Genomic DNA, 20,909 nt, shown 5'->3' with positions numbered 1-20,909 from the left:
GAGAATTCCGGGTTCGTGCGGAGCTGTGCGGTACGCGCCGAAGGTATCGCCGCTAGTTACGCCACCATCCTACTGGTACGCCCATCCTAGGGTGTACCTACGACACCCCTGACGGCTCCGTGAATGCGAGAAATCGGATTGCCGCGAGTCCGGTTGTCCCTTCGAGGTGATTCGCGGCCCCTCCCGCGCGCTCGGACCTTTCCGGCGCATCCGGTCGCGAACGGATCGACTCGGGTTCCGCGCGGTGTCCGAATCTGTCCCGCCATCCAGGGCGGACGATCATGAACCGGACGTCCGGACCGAAATATCCTGCGCGAGCACGACCTTCGAACGGGTCAGGCTTTTCCTTCATGTTTGATCGCGAATTCGGCGGTGCGCTCGGCCAGGTCGGCCGGATGCGACAGGGGCGACCAGTGCCGGGCCGCGAGCTCGGAGGTGGTGAGATCCGACACCCACCGATCCGCCTCGGCGTGCACCACCGGACGTACGGCCGGGTCACCGGTGGAAACGATCACCTGCACCGGGACCTCGACCGGGCGCGGGTTCGGATGTTGCAGGTGTGAACGAATATTGGCGCGATAGAGCTTCAGGTTGTTGACCATGTCGGCATGCAGAGTCGGCGCCGGATCGACAACCGCCGGATCGAGGCCGTCGAATCCGGCCAGGAACTTCGGCCAGCGCCGAGACAGCACGCGCAGCAGCGGATTCGGCAGTCCGGGAATCTGGAAGGCGACCGTATAGGACGAGGCGAACGCCTGGGTCAGCGAGCCGCGCAGTCGCGCGAGCGAGAAGGGGCCGCGCAGGTACGCACCGAGGAAGTCGAGATTCGGGCCGGATACCGAGGTGAAGGTGGCGATCCGGGCGGCGGCGCCCGGTGTGCTCACGACTTCCCAGCCGATCACCGAACCCCAGTCGTGGCCCAAGATGTGCACCGGCCGATCGGGTGCGGTGGCATCGGCGACCGCCAGAACGTCGGCGGCCAATTCAGTCAGTCGATAGTCGGCGACCGCGGCGGGCACGGTGCTCGCGCCCGCGCCGCGATTGTCGAAGGCGATGAGGCGGAAACGATCCGCGAGCAAGTTGGCGACCCGGCGCCAGAGCAGATGGGTATCCGGCCAGCCGTGGATCAGGATCAGCGGCGGACCCGCCGGAGCACCGGCCTCGAAGACGGCGAGCTCGACGCCGCCGCGCCGCACGATGCGGGTGGGCTCCGCCGGAAACGGGCTGGTGCTGGTCATCGGATTCCCTTCGGCGCGGGTTCCACGTGAAACGGTTACGCGATTCGCCACCCATCGGGCGCGAATGTGCCCTTGCCACGGCCGCTTTGACATCCACCTGTGCACGGGTGTCCGAAAACGCCGGTCGCCGTGGCGAGGTCGCCGCACACATTCACCAGCCTGTGGATATCTCTTGTGGACAACGGAGTGAATGTAACACCGAGTTACACACCGGGACCAGATCCCGTCTATCCGTAGGTATCTCGCGGGCCGCGCCCCCTGATATGACGTTCACCCTTGCGCCAGCTCGGCGCCGCCGGACCGGAGATCTTCAGCGAGGTGACCACGCCATTGCCGACCGCCGCCGCGATCTTCGCCAGGATCTGGCTCTGCAGCATGCGCAGCTGGGTGGCCCAGGCGGTGGATTCGGCGGTGATGCCGAGCACGCCGTCCTTCAAAGTCACCGGGGTGGCGTGATCGGCGATCTCCTCCCCCACCACCCCCGCCCAACGACCGAAAACCGTGCCCTCGGCGACCTTTCCGGACCAACCGCGATTCTTGGCGAGGGAGGTGGCCAGCCGGGACAGCGGTTGTGGATCGCGATCGTCGGGCCGCGCCCCCGACCAGCCGGTCCGCCTGCGGGCTCCGGCGCGCAACGAGCGCCGGGGCGAGGCGCGGCCCTGGCCCACCGATTTCCCGCTGGCCCGCGCGGCGGCCCTGGCCTCTTCCAGGGCGCGGCGGGCCAGGTCGATCCCGCGCAATTCCGGTTCGGCGTCGGGCCGCCGGTCGCCACCGGATTCGCGCTCGCCCTGCTCTTCCGTCATCGCGCACTCCTTTCCCGACTGGTTTGTCCACAGAATTGTTGAGTTATCCCCAGGTGCCTGGTGATATTGCTCGCAGCGGGCGCTCCATCGGTCCGCATACAGGCCCGGTCTCGAACACCTGTGCTAACAGGGGATTTCGCGGCCGCGTCCTCCGGTCGAGCACCGCTGGTAGTGGTTGCTACCGCACCGGAGTCGGCGATCGGGTCATAGTTGTCCACAGGGCTTGTGGATAAATCTGCGGAGAACGGCGCGTCGGGGCGGCTCACCTCGGCGCACGGGCAACTGTACGGCAGCGCCTCCGGTCCCGCCGAGTACCGGGGCCGCGCGGGCTGTGCCCAATCCCAATGTGGCCAAATACCGGCTATGACCATCGATATCGTGGCCTTCGGACTCCTTCCACACCGCGTCCGAGCACGTAGAACGCGCCGCCCTTCGGGCAGGCCGGTGGATAGCTGTAATCCCCAACACGAGGTGCGCACAGTCCTCCCCCACCTATCCACAAGCCTGTGGATAACTTGGGGTCACCGGGGCATCCACGCGACTTATCCCACGATCGGTCCGGCAGTGGCCGCGCCGATATGTGAGGACCGGTGATCCTCGGCGCCGGAGGTTTCCACCCGCAGCGGCACCGACTCCAGTTCCGGGGGGACATCCTCGGGAACCGCCGCGGTGATCAGCACCTGTTCGGCGCCCGCGGCCACCGCCGCCAGGGCGGCGCGGCGGCGACGATCCAGCTCGGCGAAGACGTCGTCGAGCAGCAGAACGGGTTCGGTGCCGGACTCGCGCAGCAGTTCGAACGCCCCGAGCCGCAGCGCCAGCGCGAACGACCACGACTCACCGTGGCTGGCGAAACCTTTCGCCGGGGCCGCGCCCAGAATCAGCTCCAAATCGTCGCGGTGCGGTCCGACCAGGCACACCCCGCGATCCAATTCGCGCGGTCGCGCCGCCGCCAACTCCCGCAGCACCACCTGCTTGAGCTCCGCTGGATCCTCCGGGCCGGGCGGGCGCGCCGGATCCAGGAATTCGGCGGGCAGATACCCGCTGCGGTATCCGATCGCGGCGGCGCGGGATTCGGGAGCGATGGACCGATAGGCCTGTGCGACATGTGGATGAAGTTCGTGCACCAGGCGCAGCCGCTCGGCGAGCAGCTCGCCCGCATGCGTGGCCAGGTGGCCGTCCCACACATCCAGAGTGCTCAAATCGGCACGCGAACGCGCTTGGCGGCCCGCGGTTTTCAACAATGCCGAGCGCTGCCGCAGCACCCGGTCGTAGTCGGCGCGCACCCCGGCCAACCGCGGCCGCCGAGTTGTGCACAACTCGTCCATGAAGCGACGGCGCTCGCTCGGATCGCCGCGCACCAGCGCCAGATCCTCCGGCGCGAACAACACCGTCTGCAGGATGCCGAGAACCTCGCGCGTCCGCCGCACCGGAGACCGATTGAGCTGGGCGCGATTGGCCGCGCCCTGGTTCAACTCCACATCGATCCGCAGTTCCCGGCCCGCGTTGACCACCGTGGCCCCGATGCGCGCCTGCGCGGCGCCGAGGCGGATGAGCGGGGCATCGGCGGCCACCCGGTGCGAGGCGAGGGTGGCCAGATAGCCGACCGCCTCGAGCAGGTTGGTCTTGCCGTTGCCGTTCGAACCCAGGAAAACCGTTCGGCCGGGGGATAATTCGAGTTCGCAGTGCGCCCAGGAACGAAAATCGCGCAGCGAGAGCGACCGAATGAACACTTAGCCCGGCAGCCGGACCGGCATGAGCAGGTAGATGTAGTCGCTCGACAGCGCCGCGAACGCGCCGGAATCCAGCGGCTGCGGCTCCTCCTCGGCGGCGGGCAGCAGGACCGCAGGCCGGCTCGGGGTGGTGAATCCGAAGGTCACCCTGTCCGATCGCAGCGCCGACAGGCCATCGACGAGGTAGCCGGGATTGAAGGCGATGGTCAGCGGCTCGCCGCGGAAATCGACCTCCAGCCACTCCTCGGCGCGGCCCGCGTCATCGCCGCCCGCCGAGAGCAGCAGGCCCTCTCCGGAGAACTCCAGGCGCACCTGGGCGCCGCGTTCGGCGACCAGCGCGACGCGCTTGATCGCCTCGGTGAGCGCGGACACCGCGAGGGTGGCAATGGAGGTGTGCTCCTTGGGGAGCAACTGGCGGAACTTGGGGAATTCGGCATCGAGCAGGCGGGTGGTGGTGCGCCTGCCCGCATTGACGATGCCGAGCAGACCGTCCGCGCCCGCGCCGGTGCCCAGCGAGAGCTGGACGGGGGCGTCGGAGGGACCCAGGGTCTTGGCGGATTCGGAGAGGGTGCGCGCCGGAATGAGCACCGAGGTCTCGATATCGGAGCGGGTGGGCTGCCATTCGATGTGGCGCACCGCCAGCCGGAACCTGTCGGTCGCGGCCAGGACGACCTTCGAACCCTCGATCTCCACCCGGATACCGGTGAGCATGGGCAGGGTGTCGTCGCGGCCCGCGGCGACGGCCACCTGACCGACCGCCTCGGCGAACACCTCGACGCCGACCGCACCGGTCTGCTCCGGCACCTCGGGTAGTTGGGGATAGTCCTCGACCGGCATGGTGGGCAACGAGAACTTCGCGCTGCCGCACTGGATCAGCACCCGCGTGCCGTCCACGGAGACATCCACCGGCTTGTTCGACAGCGCCTTGGTGATATCGGCGAGCAGCCGACCCGAGACGAGCACCTGACCCGGTCCCCCGACCTCGGCGGCGACCCGCATCTGCGCGGACACCTCGTAGTCGAAGCCGGAGACCGTCAGCCCGCTCTCGTCGGCGGCCAGGAGCACACCGCCGAGCACGGGGACCGGCGGCCGGGACGGCAGGCTGCGCGCCACCCAGGCGACGGATTCGGCGAAATCCTCGCGGGCGACCCGAAACTTCATGCTTGCAAGCTCCATCGCCCGATCTGTCCTCTCCCGGTTCCGTGATCTGTGCTGTGTGGTCGGCTCGTGGTCGCCGGCGTCGCTGACATCGACTTGCCCTCGCAAGCTACTCGAAAGGGGGTGTACAGCGCCGCCTCGAAACTCTGGCACGGGCGGCCGACATCAAACCGTACCCGCGCGGGCGACGTCGTCCTAGTCCGACCCTCCGGACATTGTGCCCGTCCTCGTCTGTCCCGCCCGAAGATGTCGAGCTGTGGTCGGCCGACGGAGTTGTGGTCGGCCGACGGCTCGGCGTTCGACAGACGGTTCGGCCCGGATCCCTTCCGTCCTTGCCGCTCTTCTGAACCCACCTCGTGCCGAGGCCGCTCCGACGAACTTTCCACAACGCCTGTTTTCAAGAGAAATTTCTAATGAGAAGAACTGAAGTAGTAATAGGTCCTGTGGAATCTGTGGAGTTCAGTCGTTTTGGCTGCTCATACGGTGTGGTGCCCCGGGGATGACTGTTGAGTGACTCGAGGATGAACGTGTGGCAACTGTGGAGTACCGAAACCCGTCCACAGTTCATCCTCGAGTCATCCTCGAGTTGTTCCACCATTTTGGGCCGGTTGTGCACAGTTGTGCACCAACCAGTGGATAGCTCGAGGATTCCTCGAGGATTCCCCAGGGATTCCTCGAGGAATCCACAGGCCGGATCGGCCATCTAGGCAGGTCAGCGCCTATGGATAGTGCTACCTGTGCAAACTGTGGAATCCACACCTGTTGGTGAACCGCGCCGCCGCCCGCACCCACACCTGTGGAGGAACCGGTGGACAACTCGAGGATTCCTCGAGGATTCCACAAGAATTCCTCGAGGATTCCACAGGGCAAAAAAAGGCACCGCCCCTGGTCAGAGGCGGTGCGAGGGCTGTGGATGACGCTCAGCGCGAACGCTGTTTAATTCGGGCTGTTAGTTCCTGTACCTGGTCGTACACGCGGCGGCGCTCGGTCATTTCCTTGCGCACCTTCTTCTCGGCGTACATGACCGTGGTGTGGTCGCGGCCGAAGGCCTGCCCGATCTTGGGCAGTGACAGGTCGGTGAGTTCCCGGCACAGGTACATCGCGATCTGCCGGGCCTGCGCCAGCGGTCGCGCCTTACCAGGGCCGGTCAGCTCCTCGAGGGTGGTGTTGAAGTACTCGGCGGTGACCGCCATGATCGTGGCCGCGTTGATCTCCAGCGCCGCGGTATCGGGCATGAGATCGCGCAGCACCACCTCGGCCAGCGAGAGATCCAGCGGCTGACCATTGAGTGAGGCGAAGGCCGTGACCCGGATGAGCGCGCCCTCCAGCTCGCGGATATTGCGCTCGACCCGGCTGGCGATCAGCTCCAGCACATCGTGGGGCACGTCGAGCCGGTCCATCCGCGCCTTCTTGCGCAGGATCGCGATGCGGGTCTCCAGCTCGGGCGGTTGCACATCGGTGATCAGGCCCCATTCGAACCGGGTGCGCAGCCGCTCCTCCAGCGTGGCCAACTGTTTGGGCGGCCGGTCCGAGGAGACGACGATCTGCTTATTCGCATTGTGGAGGGTGTTGAAGGTGTGGAAGAACTCCTCCTGGATACCCTCCTTGCCCTCGATGAACTGGATATCGTCCACCAGCAGGATGTCGGTCTCCCGGTAGCGGCGTTTGAAGGCCACCTTCCGGTCGTCGCGCAGGCTGTTGATGAAGTCGTTGGTGAACTCCTCGGTGGACACGTACTTCACCCGCATACCCGGAAACAGCCGCTGGGCGTAGTGGCCCGCCGCGTGCAGCAGGTGTGTCTTGCCCAAACCCGAAGCGCCCCAAACGAAAAGCGGGTTGTAGGCGCGGGCGGGCGCCTCGGCGATGGCCACCGCGGCGGCATGGGCGAAGCGATTGGACGCGCCGATGACGAAGGTCTCGAAGGTGTACTTGGCGTTCAGGCTGGCCGAGGACGGCGCCGGCGCGGGCTGCGGCTCGGAATTCTTGGTGAAGTAGGTGGGCCAGGCCGGATTGCGCACCTTGACCACCGGTTCGTCCTGGTCGTGCGAGTCCGGTTCGCGCACCGAATCGTGCCGGTGATCGGCGTCCTCGACGGGTTCGCGCACGCCGCGCGTCGGCGCGAGGGGTTCCGGGGTGAACAGCGACTCCTGCCCCGGCGGAATCGCGGATTCGCGGCGCTGCGCACCGCCCTCGCGCCTGGGCGGGGCGGGCGGTTCCGGCAGCCGATCCTCCGGGTACTCCTCGCGGGCCTGGTAGTCGGTATCGCGGGTGTACTCGGCGGACTGGGGATACTCGGACGGGTACTCCGATCCTCCGGGATAGCTTGGGGCCGTGCCGAATTCGCTGCGCTGCTGGTACTCGCCCTGCGAGGCGAAATCGTTGGGCGGGGTGTAGTCCCCCGCCGGGGCATAGTCACCGGGCTGGGCGTACTCACCGGATTGTGCGTACTCACCGGGCTGGGCGTAGTCGCCGGCTTGGGAGTACTCACCAGGTTGGGCGTACTCACCGGCTTGGGCATAGTCACCCGGCTGGGCGTACTCACCGGGCTGTGAATAGTCGTTCGGCTGTGCATAGCGCGGCACGGGAAAATCCGTGCGCGCCTGGTACTCGACCGGCGGATAGCCGTTCTGGCCGCGGCCATTGTCCCGACGCGGCTCGGGGCGGCTGGTCATCCTGGCGTGGCGCGGGTTGGCGTTCGAACGTTCGGCGGGTGCGGCGGCGGGTGCGGCGATGCGCACGCCGAGACCCTCGACCTGCGGACCGAGCCGACGGCCCAGCGAGCGGAGGATGGGTTCGCGCAGATCGCGCTCGATCGCCTCCTGCGCCAGCGAGGAGGGGACCGACAGCAGCGCGAAACCCTGGGCGACGGTGAGTGGTTTGACCAGTTTCAACCATGCCTGCTGGGCTCTGGTGACGGCCGGGATGGCACCGTCCGGCGAGCCGGAGGTGAGCTCCGCAACCACCTCGGGCCATACGGTGGCCAACACGTTCTGCTCGTCGTCCAATGCCCTTGCCTCCCCGGAGTAGTCGATGGTAGCGACGGCCGGGGCACGCGGGATATCCACCGGAGTGGAAAGGTTCTGTGATTCCGCGTACGTCCGTGAACCGGTTCGAACGCTGTTCGGATCCCCCGTCCGGGCAGCGGCGTGGGCACCGTCGGCCCTACGAATATGCCACCCCGGTGGGCTTTCCACACAATTATCCACAGATGTGGAGAACTCTGGGGAGATGTGAATACACGCTATCCACACCGGATAATAGTCCCCCTGACCAGGGCTTATGTGGCAATCTTTCGGCAAGCGCTCGGCGCTCGGGTGGCGGTGCGGTCAGGGGTGTGGACGAATGTGCGGTGCCGGGTGTGTCGCACACCGGCCCGAACGCTCGGAGCCAGAACCATAGCGGCTCGACGCGGCGCACGCCAGTCGATGGGGGCCGAGTTTGACCCCGTATGGGCCGATCAGTACCCTCGTACAGTCACCCATTGGTGCGGTGACGGTCCTGTGCTGACCGTATGCGGTCGTGAGTCGGCCGACTGAGCGCCAGGGCTGTCGCGCCGATGATGACCATCCGTGTGATTCATCGCGAATACGTATCCAAAACATACGTAGCACCGAACAAACTTCGGGCACCGCAGGGTGCCCGCCAACCTGAGGAGTGTTGACCGTGGCCAAGGGCAAGCGGACGTTCCAGCCGAACAACCGTCGTCGGGCGCGGGTGCACGGCTTCCGGCTCCGGATGCGGACCCGCGCGGGCCGCGCCATCGTGTCGGCGCGCCGCCGCAAGGGCCGCGGCGAGCTCACTGCATGATTCTCCCTCTCGGACGCTCGGGTGTTGCCTGAGCCGTATCGGTTGCATCATCGTGCCGACTTCTCCCGGACGGTGCGCCGCGGCCAGCGAATCGGGAGGCGCGACCTGGTCGTGCACGTGCTGGTGCACGGGTATGACGCGAGCGCGGGCGCGAGTGGACGAGAAGACGGTCCGGCTTCGGCCGGACCGGCGGTTCGCGTTGGCGGACCGCGTTTCGGATTGATTGTCAGCAAGGCGGTGGGTAACGCGGTGGTACGCCACCGGGTGGCCCGCCGCCTGCGTCATATGTGCGCCCGGTTGCTTCAGGAGCTGCCCGCCGAGGCCGATATCGTGATTCGCGCCCTGCCGGGCGCGGCGACGGTCGACGCGGAGGATCTGCTCCGACAACTGCGCGGCGCATTGCGCAAACTCGGCGTCGCCCACGATCCGGGCACCGCGATCGGTGCGGGATCGGGCGGTCGACCGTGAGCGAGTCCATGGACTCCCAACGGCCCGGCGACGGCCCGGCCGCGCAGGTCGAACGGCCTTCCGCCGGTGCCCTCCCGCGTCGGGAACGCGTCCGTGCCCTCCTGCGTCGGGCCGCGCGAATCCCGGCGCATATTCTGATCTTCCTGATCGAGCTGTATCGGACCTACGTCTCCCCCACCCGCATGCCGGTCTGCCGATTCACCCCCACCTGTAGCGAATACGCGGTGACGGCGCTGCGCACCCGCGGCCTGGTCATCGGCCTCGGATTGACGGTCGTGCGCCTGGCCAAATGCGCGCCCTGGCACCCTGGTGGGTGGGATCCCGTCCCGGAGCGTCGGCAGCACGAGCGCCACGCCGCCGGTGACGGGTCGAGCGCCGAACCGGCGGACTCGAAGGCTTGGAAAGGATCACCGCGCGCGGTGATCCGCGACACGAACGACGGGAGTTCATAGAGCCGTGCTCGACATCATCTATTACGCGGTGTCCGCGATCCTCTGGTTCTGGCACCGGGTCTTCGCGGCCGTGCCGGGCCTCGGCAAGGACAGCGGTATCGCCTGGGCGCTCGCCGTGGTGTTCCTGGTCTTCACGCTGCGCTTGGTGCTCTACAAGCCGTTCGTGAAGCAGGTCCGCACCACCAAGCAGATGCAGGAGTTGCAGCCCAAGATCAAGGAGCTGCAGAAGAAATACAAGAACGATCGCCAGAAGATGGCGACCGAGATGCAGAAGCTCCAGAAGGAGAACGGCTTCAACCCGCTCATGGGCTGCCTGCCGGTCCTGGCGCAGGTGCCGGTCTTCCTCGGTCTGTTCCATGTGCTGCGCTCGTTCAACCGCACCGGCCACGGTATCGGTCAGCTCGGTATGACGCCGGAGCAGAACGCGAATACGGCCAACTACCTCTTCAGCGTCACGGATGTGCAGTCCTTCCTGAGCGCCCGCATCTTCGGCGCCCCGATCTCGGCGTTCATCACCACCCCCGTCAACGAGTTGCAGGCCTTCGCCCACTACGGCGGTGTGCCCACCAAACTCAGCATCGCGCTGGTGGCGATACCGCTCATGGTGATCGCCGGGTTGGCGACGCACTTCAACGCGCGCGCCTCGGTGGCCAGGCAGACGGCGGAGGCCGCGGCCAACCCCCAGGCCGCGATCATGAACAAGCTCGCGCTCTACGTCTTCCCGCTCGGCGTGATGGTCGGTGGTCCCTTCCTGCCGATCGCCATCCTGCTCTACTGGGTCTCCAACAACATCTGGACCTACGGGCAGCAGCATCTCGTCTTCGGTCGCATGGCCAAGGAGGACGAGGCCAAGCGGCTGGAGGTGCTGGAGAAGCGGGCGCAGAACGCGCCCAAGCCGGGAGCCAAACCCCTCGATCCGCGCAAGAAGTCGGCGACCCAACTCGAGGACGCCGCGGTCGATCCGGCGAATCTGAAAGATGCCGAGGAACTGCAGGACGCCCCGTCGACGAATGGCACCTCAGCCGCGCGCGCCCCGAAGTCGAGCGGGCAGCGCCGGTCGAGCGGGCAGCGGCGTCCGGGCAACCGCGGCCGCGCGAATCAGAAGCGGCGACGCTGAGACGGATCCGGTGAATCGCGGGCGGCGCTCGGTGCGCGACCGCGATGAGCAGATGAAGGAAATCAAATGACTGTTGAGACCGACGGAGGGGACGCCACAGTGGCGACGACGATGACAGGGACCGACTCGGACGTCGCGGATGTCGCGGACGCCGCGGGCGATACCGAGGAAGCCCTCATCGAGGAGGGGGAGATCGCGGGCGACTACCTGGAGCAGTTGCTCGACGTGCTCGACTTCGACGGCGATATCGATCTCGATGTGGAGGGCGATCGAGCGGTGGTGAGCATCGACGGCGGTCGCGATCTGTCCAAGCTCGTCGGCCGCAATGGCGAGGTGCTGGACGCGCTGCAGGAGCTGACCCGGCTCGCCGTGCAGCAGGCCACCGGAGTGCGCAGCAGGCTCATGCTCGATGTGGCGGGCTGGCGGGCCGGCCGTCGGTCCGAACTGAGCGCGCTGGGCACCGCCGCCGCGCAGCGGGTGCTGGAATCCGGTGCGCCGGAGCCGCTGGCCCCGATGACGCCGTTCGAGCGCAAGATCGTGCACGACGCGGTGGCGGCGGTCGACGGAGTCTCCAGCGAGAGCGAGGGTGTGGAGCCGAATCGACACGTGGTGGTCGTGCCCTCCTGAAAGCGTTCGGGGACGCCATCTTTGGCGGCCGAACAAAGGATGGTTGGATAGGGCCTCTGGTCTTCGGACCGGGGGCCCTTTCCATATTTCTCGGAAGGATGTTTCACGTGGAACGAGATGCCGCCGCGTCGCCCGCCGAGCCGGCCGTCGCCGCGACGATCTTCGGTGACCGACTGGATCTCGCCCGGCGCTACTGCGCCGTCCTCGCGACCTCCGGTGTGGAGCGCGGACTGATCGGACCGCGAGAGGTCCCCCGCCTCTGGGACCGCCACATCCTCAACTGCGCGGTGGTCGGCGAATTGATCGCCGAGGGCGCGACCGTCGTCGATATCGGCAGCGGCGCCGGACTTCCCGGCATCCCGCTCGCCATCGCCAGGCCGGACCTCCGGATCACCCTGGTCGAACCACTGCTGCGCCGCACCGTCTTCCTGAGCGAATTCATCGAGGCGGTCGGACTGGACATCACCGTCGTGCGCGGCCGCGCCGAACAATCCGGGGTGCTGAAAGAAGCGGGCGGCGCCGAAGTGGTGACCTCGCGCGCCGTCGCTCCCCTGGCCAAGCTGGCGCAGTGGTCGCTGCCGCTGCTCCGCGACCACGGGCGAATGTTGGCACTCAAGGGGGTGAGCGCGGCCGAGGAAATCGAGCGCGACGCCGAAGCTTTGAGTCGCGCCGGGGCGGGCCACGCCTCGGTACTCGAATGCGGAGTCGGCCTTCTCGAAACCCCCACGGTGGTGGTCAGTGCCGAGCGGCTACCCCGATCCGAACGCGGACCGCTGCGTCGCATCGAGCGCGTCAAGAGCGGTCGGATCGCCCGCAAGGGTCGGTAGTCCACTCCCCCACCCCCTCGCCCTCACATTTGGCTGCTAGCCCGGATCGGCCAGCCGATCCGGGCAGCACCGCCCGATCGCGGCTTCCGCAGCACCGCCCGATCGCGGCTTCCGCAGCACCGCCCGATCGCGGCTTCCGCAGCACCGCCCGATCGCGGCTTCCGCAGCACCGCCCGATCGCGGCTTCCGCAGCACCGCCCGATCGCGGCATCGCCATCAAGGCGACATCGAGTCGGCTATTGGGATGCCCCCTCAGTCAGGCGTGATTCGTCACGGTGACATGTTGAATGTGTGGACATGGTCGGAGATGGCCGTGATGGGCGATGGGTGTGGCTGCTGAATCTGGTTATGTGCCCGTCTGATTGAAGTGCGGTCCGGGATGGTATTGGGTGGGCGGAATGGGGCTGTTCGCTAATCGGCGTACCGGCAAGAGGTTTGGCGGGGCGACGGGCGGCGACGTTGTTTCCCGTGGAACATTGCAGACCGCATCCTCGCTCGTTGATTGTTCCGACATCGAGTCCGGTGCTTCGATCCTGGTCGACCAAATCTTCGGTGGCGCGGTGGGATTGAGCGTCGAGACGGGTCGGCGTTTCCCGTGAAACATTGGTAGGGGTGCGTCGAATTCGGACAGATTTGCGTGTCGGATGCGGCGTGCCGCGATTCAGCTTTCTAATCGCGCTCGGGGCTGGCAAGCTATGGGGCGTCGGGCGTGAGCGTGGGCCCCACGTGAGTGTCACAGCGGCGAGAGCTCCGCTCGGTCGATCGGTCGCCGCGGGTTCCGATTGAGCATCATGTTCCCTCCGACACAGATGTTTACGACACGGCACCGACGCCTTCGTCGGTCGCGCGTGATCTGGAGTTCTCGGTTAGGAGCTGTCTAATGTCGAACGGGCCGACGAATGTTTCACGGGAAACAGCGTCCCGAGTGCCGGGGATGCTGGACTCCAGCAGCGTCGACACGGATACCTTCGGAAGTACGCCGTTCGGGCATATCTCCCCCAGTGAGACCCCGATCGCCGCGGAGGCTCAGCGCGCCAGTCAGATCTTGCATCCAGGAAAGGTGACAGTGCCGAAACCGCATGAGCAGCGCATCATCACCATCGCCAATCAGAAGGGTGGTGTCGGGAAGACAACCACCGCGGTCAATTTGGCCGCCGCGTTGGCGCATCAGGGAATGACCGTGCTGGTAATCGATCTCGATCCGCAGGGCAATGCCAGCACCGCCCTCGGTATCGATCACCACTCCGGTGTTCCGTCCAGCTATGAACTGCTGATCGGTGAGGTGTCGGTCAAGGAGGCGATTCAGCAGAGCCCGCACAGTGAGCGGCTGCTGTGCATTCCGGCCACCATCGATCTGGCCGGCGCCGAAATCGAATTGGTCTCCATGGTGGCCCGCGAGGGTCGTCTCAAGACGGCCATTCAGGAGGCGAATATCGCCGGGTACGACATCGACTACGTGATGATCGACTGCCCGCCGTCGCTGGGTCTGCTCACCGTCAATGCGATGGTGGCGGCCAAGGAGGTGCTGATCCCGATTCAGTGCGAGTACTACGCGCTGGAGGGGGTGGGGCAGTTGCTCCGCAATATCGGCCTGGTGCAGTCGCATCTGAATCCGGAACTGCATGTGTCCACCGTCATCCTCACCATGTACGACGGCCGGACCAAATTGGCCGATCAGGTCGCGGAGGAGGTGCGCGCTCACTTCGGAGATGTGGTGCTGCGCTCGGTGATTCCGCGCAGTGTGAAGGTGTCCGAGGCGCCGGGCTATGGCATGACGGTGCTCGATTATGATCCCGGTTCGCGGGGCGCGATGAGTTATCTCGACGCGGGTCGCGAAATGGCCGCGCGTGCGCTGGCTCGCCGAGATGGCGCGGACGGCGCGGCGTGAGTCGCGGTAGCGGCGGTGGTTGGCAACGAGGAAGGGGCCGGTAGGCGATGAGTCAGGCAAAGAAGGGCGGACTCGGGCGCGGCCTGGCCGCGCTGATTCCGACGGCACCCGAGGTCGCGCCGGGGCTCAGCGCCTCGGCGGCCAGTGTGATGGGTCTGGATCCGATTGGCCCGCAACCGGCTTCGGCCTATCTGCATCGCGTCCCCGATCTGCCCGAGGAGGCGACGGAGCTCGCGGCGGGCGGCGCCAGTTACCGCGAGATCGGCACCGATCAGATCGAGGCCAATCCCAAGCAGCCGCGCCAGTACTTCGAGGAGGAGGCGCTCGGCGAGCTGGTCCACTCGATTCGTGAGTTCGGACTGATGCAGCCGATCGTGGTGCGCCGTCTGGAGGGCACCGACAAGTATCAGCTCGTCATGGGCGAGCGGCGCTGGCGTGCCTGCCAGGAGGCGGGCCTGACCTCGATCCCGGCCATTGTTCGGGAGACCGCCGACGAATCCATGCTGCGGGACGCGCTGCTGGAGAATATTCATCGGGTCCAGCTCAATCCGCTGGAAGAGGCGGCGGCCTATCAGCAACTGCTGGAGGAGTTCGGCGTCACCCACGACGAGTTGGCTCGGCGGCTCGGGCGTTCGCGTCCGGTGATCACCAATATGATTCGGCTGCTGAAGCTCCCGGTCTCGGTGCAGAGTCGACTCGCGAGTGGCATTCTCTCGGCCGGGCACGGTCGGGCGCTGCTCAGTCTGGAGGCCGGTGCGGCCGCGCAGGAGGAGCTCGCCAAGCGCATTGTGGCCGAGGGTATGTCGGTGCGGTCCACCGAGGAAACGGTCATGTTGGCGAATCGGGAGCCTGCGCGCCTGCTCGATGCCGACGAGGAGCCCGCTCCCCGCCGCAAGCCGATCGAGATGCCGGGTTTGCAGAAGGTCGCCGATAAGTTGTCGAATTCCTTCGATACCCGCGTGGTCGTGAGCATGGGTAAACGCAAGGGGAAGATCGTCGTCGAATTCGGATCGCTCGAGGATCTGGAGCGTATCTACGAACTGATGCAGGGGCAGCTCGGTTCGTAGCTAAAATCGGGCCGAATCGGCTCGGTGTTCCGATGATCCGGCACCAGGCGAAGAAGCGTCACTGTGACGATGAATCGCGCGGGCGCGCCACCACGAGAAATGCGCGGCGATCATCGAACATCACACCTGACCCAACAGCACAGTGACGTGGAATGAGGCGGGTTCTCGTTGATCGCATATTCTTGCTGGCGAGAAAGTACCGACGCGGGTGCGAACCGACGCGGCGAGCGAACCGAATATCCGCCCGCCGCACACCCGCCGGGGCTCGTCGCCGGGCAGGCGGCGAGCGCGTGAACGAATCGAATGGCTGGAGGCTGAGCAGAGCGGTGTCGACCAGCGTCACAGCATTGACCCTCGGCGGTCTGGATATGCTGCCCGCACACGCCCGGCGATGCGTGTTCTGGGAGATGGATCCGGCGATCGCCGCGGACTGTCGCGGCTTCAGCGATCCCGTGTTCGAGAAGGAGGCATGGCTGTCGACGGTCATGCTGGAATGGGGTTCGTGCGGTCAGGTCGCCTCCGTCGACGGCGCGGCCGCCGGGTGCGCGCTCTACGCCCCGCCGCGCGTCGTGCCGCGCGCAGGCCTGTTCCCCACCTCCCCCGTGAGCCCGGACGCGATCCTGCTGACCACGCTGCGCGCCGAATTCCCGCACCGGGACACCGATCTCCCCCATCGGCTGATTCAAGCCGTGGTGGCCGATCTGGTCCGGCGCGGCGTGCGCGCTTTGGAAGCGTTCGGGATCCGGCTCGCTCCCCCGGCCACCGCGCTGACCGAGCGCGCCGCCGGGTCGATGCGGCTGCTGGAGCGGATCGACTCGCCGCAGCGTGACCCGCTGGCCTCCCGCGCCACCGCCGAATGCTCCCCCGAGACCTGCATGATCGACGCGGATTTCCTGGAGGACTGCGGATTCGAGGTGATCGCACCGCATCACCGCTTCCCCCGGCTGCGCCTGGAGCTCAACTCCGATCACGGATGGAAGGAGGATGTGGAGCGGGCACTCGATCAACTGCTCGCCGCCGCGTCCATGAGCGCGCCGACCCGAGCGGGCGCCAGATAACCTGTCGGGCGACGAGAAGGTGCCCCGCCGAATCGACGGGGCACCTGCGGTGGATCGGCGACTACATGCGGTCGGCCGCGGCCAACTCCTCGGCCAGCAGTTCTGCGAAAGTGTAGGTGCCCGTGGGCTGGTCGTCCTGGCCGAGCAGATACAACCGCTTGACCGAGATGAGGATGGCCTCGGCGATCACATCCCGCATCCGCGGATTGGTGAGCACCCCACCGTCGTATTCGTTGGTGAGATAACCGATATCGACCTGCACCGTCGGCATTTTGGTCAGCCGCAGCAGATCCCAGGTGCGCGCGTGGGTGCGGCAGTCCTGCAGGGAGGTGCGTGCCACCACCTCGCGCTGGATGAAACCGGCCAGCACCTGGCCGATCATCGAGGTGGAACCGTGCGAATTGCCGAAATGGAAACTGGCGACGCCATTGGCCGACGGACTCGGATTGGTGGCGCAGCGCAGCGAGATCATCAGGTCGGCGTCGAAGGCGTTGGAGGTGTCGGCCCGCTCGGCGTCGTTGGGATTGGCACCCCATGGGCGGGACAGGAAGGTTTCCATCCCCGTGGCGGCCATGCGGCCCTCGAGGCGACTGGCCAGATCCCACAGGATCTCCGACTCGTAGACATCGCCGAATTCGGTGGGGACACCCCAGCCCCGATCCGGCCCGCCCAGACCCGGATCGATGACGATCCGCTTACCGGTGAGCTGCGGCCCGGCCCGATGCACCACCTCCTCCTCGGCGATGCGGTGCGGGTTGCCGCCGGTGACACGCGCGCCGAGCAGATCCAGTGAGCGCAGGGTGTCCGGCCCGCAGATCCCATCGGCGGACAGGCCGATCTCGCGCTGGAAGGCCGAGAGCGCGTCATGGGTGTGCGGGCCGAAGTAGCCGTCGATGCGGTGCACATAGAAGCCGAGATCCTGCAATCTTCGCTGCAGGGTGGCCACATCGTCGCCGTAGAGCGGGGCGGAGAGCTGATAGATCAGCGTGCGCGCGCCGAGGCGGTAGGACGCTTCCTTCAGCGCGCGATAGGTGGCCGGGCCGACAACCCCGTCTACCAGCAGTCCGCGGTGCTGCTGGAAGGCGCGCACCGCGGAATCGAGATGGTGGTCGAAAGACGCTTCGGTATCTTTCCAATACTGCGCCTCGGCGTGATCGGTGCCGTGCGCGAGCAGGAACCCGAGACTTGCCAGGGTGCTCCGAACCTCTGCTACGGCTGGACCGGTATCGCCGTGACGAAGTCGGTGCATGCGTGAGAGCCCTTTCCTTCCGAGATTCCGGGTACCCACCCATGCGAGAGATACACCTCTGCGCACGACCGGAGCGTGGTCGATTGTCTCAGACCCGGACCGGAATTCGGCAATCCCGTGCCCAGGCATCCTACGGCGCGTCGTTGGATCTCGGCGGCGTTTGACGCCGTGACCCTACCTCTTCAGCGGATCTCCGCCTGGCTCAGAGGAACTCCGCCAACTCGCGCAGCAGGGCTGCCTTGCCCTTGGCCCCGACGATCGCCTTGACCGGTTGGCCGCCGCGGAACAGCAGCATAGTGGGCATCGACTGGACCTCATAATGGATCGTGGTCTCGGGGTTGGCATCCACATCGAGCTTGGCGATCACCAGCTTGTCGGCGTGGGTGACGGCGATCTCCTCCAGCACCGGGGCGACCATCTTGCACGGGCCGCACCAGTCCGCCCAGAAATCGACGAGTACGGGCTTGTCGTTGAGCAGCACGTCGTCGGCGAAGGAGGCGTCGGTCACGGTAACCGTGTTCTGGTGGGCAGCGGAATCTGCCATGGTTCTACTCCTGTGCGGGGCGAAATCAGTTGGCGGGCACGGCGACCGGTTGGCCCGCGTGGTCCAGGGTGTTGTCGGTGATATCGCCCTGCTCGCGCAGCCAGCGCTCGGCGTCGATGGCCGCGCGGCAGCCGGTGCCCGCCGCGGTGATCGCCTGCCGGTAGGTGTGATCCACCAGGTCGCCCGCGGCGAAGACGCCGGCGACACCCGTCGCGGTGCCGGGGTGTTCGACAGTGACGTAGCCCTCGTCGTCCAAGGCGACCTGATCGCGCACGAGTTCGCTGCGCGGATCGTGGCCGATGGCGACGAACATGCCGGTGGCGGGCAGTTCCGAGACCTCGCCCGTGCGGGTGTCGCGCAGGGTGAGGGCGGAGACGCTCGACGCACCCTTGACCTCGACGACCTCGCTGTTGAGGACGAAGCGGATCTTCTCGTTGGCCTTGGCGCGCTCGAGCATGATGCGGGAGGCGCGGAACTCCTCGCGGCGGTGCACGATCGTCACCGTCGCGGCGAATTTGGTGAGGAAGGTCGCCTCCTCCATGGCGGAGTCGCCGCCGCCGACCACCACGATGTCCTGACCGCGGAAGAAGAAACCGTCGCAGGTGGCGCAGGCGCTCACACCGTGGCCGAGCAGCCGCTGCTCACCCGGAATGCCCAGGTAGCGGGCCGCCGACCCCATGGCCAGGATGATCGCGTAGGCGCGGTGCGTCTCGCCGCCCACGGTGACGGACTTGATCGGGCCGCTCAGGTCGATGGCGTCCACATCCTCGGAGCGGATCTCCGCGCCGAAATGCTTGGCCTGTTCGCGCATCTCCTCCATGAGATCGGGACCCATGATGCCGGTGCGGAAACCGGGAAAGTTCTCGACCTCGGTGGTGGTCATCAGCGCACCGCCGAACTGGGTGCCTTCGAAGACCAGCGGCTCGAGTTCCGCGCGCGCGGCGTAGATGGCGGCGGTATAGCCCGCGGGGCCGGAGCCGACAATGATCAGGTCGCGAACTGGCGTGCTCATGGGACCCTTCCGAATGCGAGAACTTGGGGACGTGTCGATCAACAACAGGGTAAACGCTGTTGTTCCCCGGCATAGGCCCTGCCTCAGCCGATATCGGTGCTGTACCTGGTCTGCGGATCGCCGGTGGTGCAACCGATTCCGACGACGAGTGCGGTGATCTTCGGGGTATTGGGGCCGGTGAGCAGAATGAGAACCGCGTCACCACCCCGGTAGGTCCAATTGGTGGAGCCGAGGACCGTGCGTTCGTAGCCTGCCGCGCGGACACAGCGAGTGAGGGCGGCGGGACTGCCCAGCGGGCCGGTGACATCGTGGCGGCCGAGGGCGGTGAGCGCGGCGGCGGGCGTGAGTTCGGTGGACGCCGCGCCGGACTGGGTGGTGGGCTGCTGGGCGATCGGGGGGCTGTCGGGACGGGAGCGGGAGACCGAGATGGCGAGCGCGGCGCAGGCCAGGACCGCGACCCCCGCGGCGGTGGCGGCGAGCCAACGCAATCGGCGGCCGCGGCGCTCGGTCAGGTCGATCGGGGCCGGAGGGGGTACGGAATGGCCTTCGGCGGAAGGGGATTCGACCGGGAGGACGGTGGCGCCCGGCAACCGATGCACGGTGGCCACCCGATCGGTGGGCTCCTCGGCCGCCATCGAGTCGAGAAAATGGGCCAGGCGGGCCTGCACATCGGCGGGCATCGGATGGATGACGCGCTCCTCGCGGCCCAGCGCCCGCAATTCGGCGGTGACATCGTCGAGGGAGCGCAGGATGCGCAGCGCCTCCGGATCGCGCTCGACCTCGGGCAGCAGGTCGGCCCGCAACTGCGGTGCGAGATTGTCGGCGTGCAGATCGGCCAGGAGCTCAGCGGAGAACGGGGGCTGCGGCACGGACCGGGTCGCCATCGCACCTCCGTCTTCTCAGCTGATATCGCGGCGAACCAGCCCCGGGTATCGAGGCTGTGTTCATCGTCCAGTGATACGCATCGCCCACTGGTTCGTCACTATTAATGACGCATCTCGACTACCTCCGGTTCCCCGGATCGCGCAGAAAATCCAAACGTTCTTGCAGCCGCTGACGGGCGCGGGCGCAGCGGCTCTTGATGGTGCCTTCGGGAACCCCGAGCATCGCGGCCGCCTCCGATACGCTATACCCCTCCAGATCGATGGCGACCAGCGCGGTCCGCTGATCGGGCGGCAGGGTGAACAGCGCTCGATCCACCACCAGCGACATCTCCAATTCCGCGAAATCGTCTCTGTCGTCGCTGGGTTCGGGCATGGTCTCCGGATCGAGGGAGACCGCGTACCTGGTCTTGTTGCGTCGGATCCGGTCCAGGCAGGCATTGACCACGATCGCGTGCAACCAACTGCGCACCTCGGCCTCGGCCCGGAACGAACCCGCCGTGCGATGGGCCGACAGCAGCGCGTCCTGCAGGCTGTCGGCGGCGTCGTCGCGGGTATAGGAGGTGCGCAGCGCGGTCTGCCAGAGGTGATCGTTGTGGCGGCGCAGCAATTCGGCGAAGGCGTGGCGACGCCCGTCGACATGCGCGCGCAGCAACTCGATATCGGTGAGCTCGTCGAGCATGAACGAGCGCTCGCGGTGCGCGGTCGCGCGCACCGCTGCCCCGCGGAAATTCTCGTTCCGTTCCGACGACAAGATCAACCCCTCGAATAGCGCTCGCGGCGGCGACGGGCGTGCGTGATCACCACCAATTCTTCGCAGCATCCTGGACCGAGTGGACAGATCCGGGGAAGCTCCCCTTGCTCGAGAGCGCGAGGCAAATCATATCGTCCGTGTCGATGCCGCAGCAACATTGACGGCACGGATGGGACCGGAAGAACCAGAAGGGATTTCGGGTCCGCGGGGGTCGACACCGACGAACCGG

20 protein-coding genes are annotated in these 20,909 nt (G+C 66.8%); 10 read left to right on the top strand and 10 right to left on the bottom strand.

The genetic code is table 11. The features are described 5' to 3' along the window. Positions 1–335: 335 nt before the first annotated feature. The 5 genes from D5S18_RS12480 to dnaA all read right to left on the bottom strand — a co-directional run bounded on the left by D5S18_RS12480 (position 336) and on the right by dnaA (position 7,934). Entirely contained in the window at positions 336–1,238 is a 903-nt protein-coding gene (locus D5S18_RS12480) for an alpha/beta fold hydrolase (protein WP_120040088.1), read from the bottom strand. A gap of 227 nt (positions 1,239–1,465) precedes the next feature. Then, positions 1,466–2,041: a DUF721 family protein gene (locus D5S18_RS12475; protein ID WP_120040086.1), complete on the bottom strand. Its 576-nt coding sequence runs from the start codon at positions 2,039–2,041 to the stop codon at positions 1,466–1,468. Between the two features lie 542 nt (positions 2,042–2,583). After that, positions 2,584–3,771, bottom strand: coding sequence for a DNA replication/repair protein RecF (recF, locus tag D5S18_RS12470; RefSeq protein WP_120040084.1), 1,188 nt, complete (start codon positions 3,769–3,771; stop codon positions 2,584–2,586). Then, the gene (gene dnaN / locus D5S18_RS12465) at positions 3,772–4,947 is read right to left on the bottom strand and encodes a DNA polymerase III subunit beta (protein ID WP_120040082.1); all 1,176 of its coding nucleotides are present in this window, start codon (positions 4,945–4,947) and stop codon (positions 3,772–3,774) included. Positions 4,948–5,849: 902 nt separating this feature from the next. Further along, entirely contained in the window at positions 5,850–7,934 is a 2,085-nt protein-coding gene (dnaA, locus tag D5S18_RS12460) for a chromosomal replication initiator protein DnaA (protein ID WP_120040080.1), read from the bottom strand. A 658-nt stretch (positions 7,935–8,592) separates the two neighbouring features. On the opposite strand from dnaA, the gene rpmH reads away from it, so the two are divergent. The 10 genes from rpmH (at position 8,593) to D5S18_RS12410 (ending at position 16,240) form a co-directional block, all read left to right on the top strand. Continuing rightward, positions 8,593–8,736 carry a 50S ribosomal protein L34 gene (gene rpmH / locus D5S18_RS12455; RefSeq protein WP_081880771.1) on the top strand — a complete coding sequence of 48 codons (144 nt, stop codon included), beginning with the start codon at positions 8,593–8,595 and terminating at the stop codon, positions 8,734–8,736. 21 nt (positions 8,737–8,757) lie between these two features. Continuing rightward, entirely contained in the window at positions 8,758–9,204 is a 447-nt protein-coding gene (gene rnpA / locus D5S18_RS12450; RefSeq protein ID WP_120040078.1) for a ribonuclease P protein component, read from the top strand. A gap of 101 nt (positions 9,205–9,305) precedes the next feature. Beyond that, complete coding sequence (gene yidD / locus D5S18_RS12445; RefSeq protein ID WP_239003737.1) at positions 9,306–9,656, top strand: membrane protein insertion efficiency factor YidD; 351 nt, start codon at positions 9,306–9,308, stop codon at positions 9,654–9,656. Positions 9,657–9,660: 4 nt separating this feature from the next. Continuing rightward, positions 9,661–10,773, top strand: coding sequence for a membrane protein insertase YidC (gene yidC / locus D5S18_RS12440; RefSeq protein WP_120040074.1), 1,113 nt, complete (start codon positions 9,661–9,663; stop codon positions 10,771–10,773). A gap of 66 nt (positions 10,774–10,839) precedes the next feature. Further along, positions 10,840–11,400, top strand: a complete 561-nt coding sequence (locus D5S18_RS12435) for a Jag family protein (RefSeq protein WP_439651109.1) — start codon at positions 10,840–10,842, stop codon at positions 11,398–11,400. 98 nt (positions 11,401–11,498) lie between these two features. Further along, positions 11,499–12,227 (top strand): 16S rRNA (guanine(527)-N(7))-methyltransferase RsmG, encoded by a 729-nt coding sequence (gene rsmG, locus D5S18_RS12430; RefSeq protein WP_120040070.1) that lies wholly within the window; start codon positions 11,499–11,501, stop codon positions 12,225–12,227. Positions 12,228–12,625: 398 nt separating this feature from the next. Beyond that, on the top strand, positions 12,626–12,826 hold the full coding sequence (locus D5S18_RS12425) for a hypothetical protein (RefSeq protein ID WP_120040068.1): 201 nt from the start codon (positions 12,626–12,628) through the stop codon (positions 12,824–12,826). A 335-nt stretch (positions 12,827–13,161) separates the two neighbouring features. Next, complete coding sequence (locus tag D5S18_RS12420; protein ID WP_239003701.1) at positions 13,162–14,115, top strand: ParA family protein; 954 nt, start codon at positions 13,162–13,164, stop codon at positions 14,113–14,115. 47 nt (positions 14,116–14,162) lie between these two features. After that, positions 14,163–15,182, top strand: coding sequence for a ParB/RepB/Spo0J family partition protein (locus D5S18_RS12415; RefSeq protein ID WP_120040064.1), 1,020 nt, complete (start codon positions 14,163–14,165; stop codon positions 15,180–15,182). Positions 15,183–15,508: 326 nt separating this feature from the next. Next, the gene (locus D5S18_RS12410; RefSeq protein ID WP_120040061.1) at positions 15,509–16,240 is read left to right on the top strand and encodes a GNAT family N-acetyltransferase; all 732 of its coding nucleotides are present in this window, start codon (positions 15,509–15,511) and stop codon (positions 16,238–16,240) included. A gap of 61 nt (positions 16,241–16,301) precedes the next feature. Here D5S18_RS12410 and D5S18_RS12405 read toward each other — a convergent pair whose 3' ends face one another. The 5 genes from D5S18_RS12405 to sigM form a co-directional block, all read right to left on the bottom strand. After that, the gene (locus tag D5S18_RS12405; protein WP_120040059.1) at positions 16,302–17,489 is read right to left on the bottom strand and encodes an N-acetylmuramoyl-L-alanine amidase; all 1,188 of its coding nucleotides are present in this window, start codon (positions 17,487–17,489) and stop codon (positions 16,302–16,304) included. 202 nt (positions 17,490–17,691) lie between these two features. After that, entirely contained in the window at positions 17,692–18,033 is a 342-nt protein-coding gene (gene trxA / locus D5S18_RS12400; RefSeq protein ID WP_120040057.1) for a thioredoxin, read from the bottom strand. 25 nt (positions 18,034–18,058) lie between these two features. Next, a complete protein-coding gene (gene trxB, locus D5S18_RS12395; RefSeq protein WP_120040055.1) occupies positions 18,059–19,045 on the bottom strand; it encodes a thioredoxin-disulfide reductase in 987 nt (328 codons plus the stop codon). Between the two features lie 83 nt (positions 19,046–19,128). Continuing rightward, positions 19,129–19,929, bottom strand: coding sequence for an RsmA family anti-sigma factor (locus tag D5S18_RS34845; RefSeq protein WP_158607859.1), 801 nt, complete (start codon positions 19,927–19,929; stop codon positions 19,129–19,131). A 118-nt stretch (positions 19,930–20,047) separates the two neighbouring features. Next, positions 20,048–20,608 carry an RNA polymerase sigma factor SigM gene (gene sigM / locus D5S18_RS12385; RefSeq protein WP_120040684.1) on the bottom strand — a complete coding sequence of 187 codons (561 nt, stop codon included), beginning with the start codon at positions 20,606–20,608 and terminating at the stop codon, positions 20,048–20,050. Positions 20,609–20,909: the final 301 nt, after the last annotated feature.

This window comes from Nocardia panacis, assembly GCF_003598715.1.
GTDB lineage: Bacteria > Actinomycetota > Actinomycetes > Mycobacteriales > Mycobacteriaceae > Nocardia > Nocardia panacis.
Note: the sequence above shows the minus strand (reverse complement) of the source record. Positions and strands in the feature narration are given on the sequence as shown.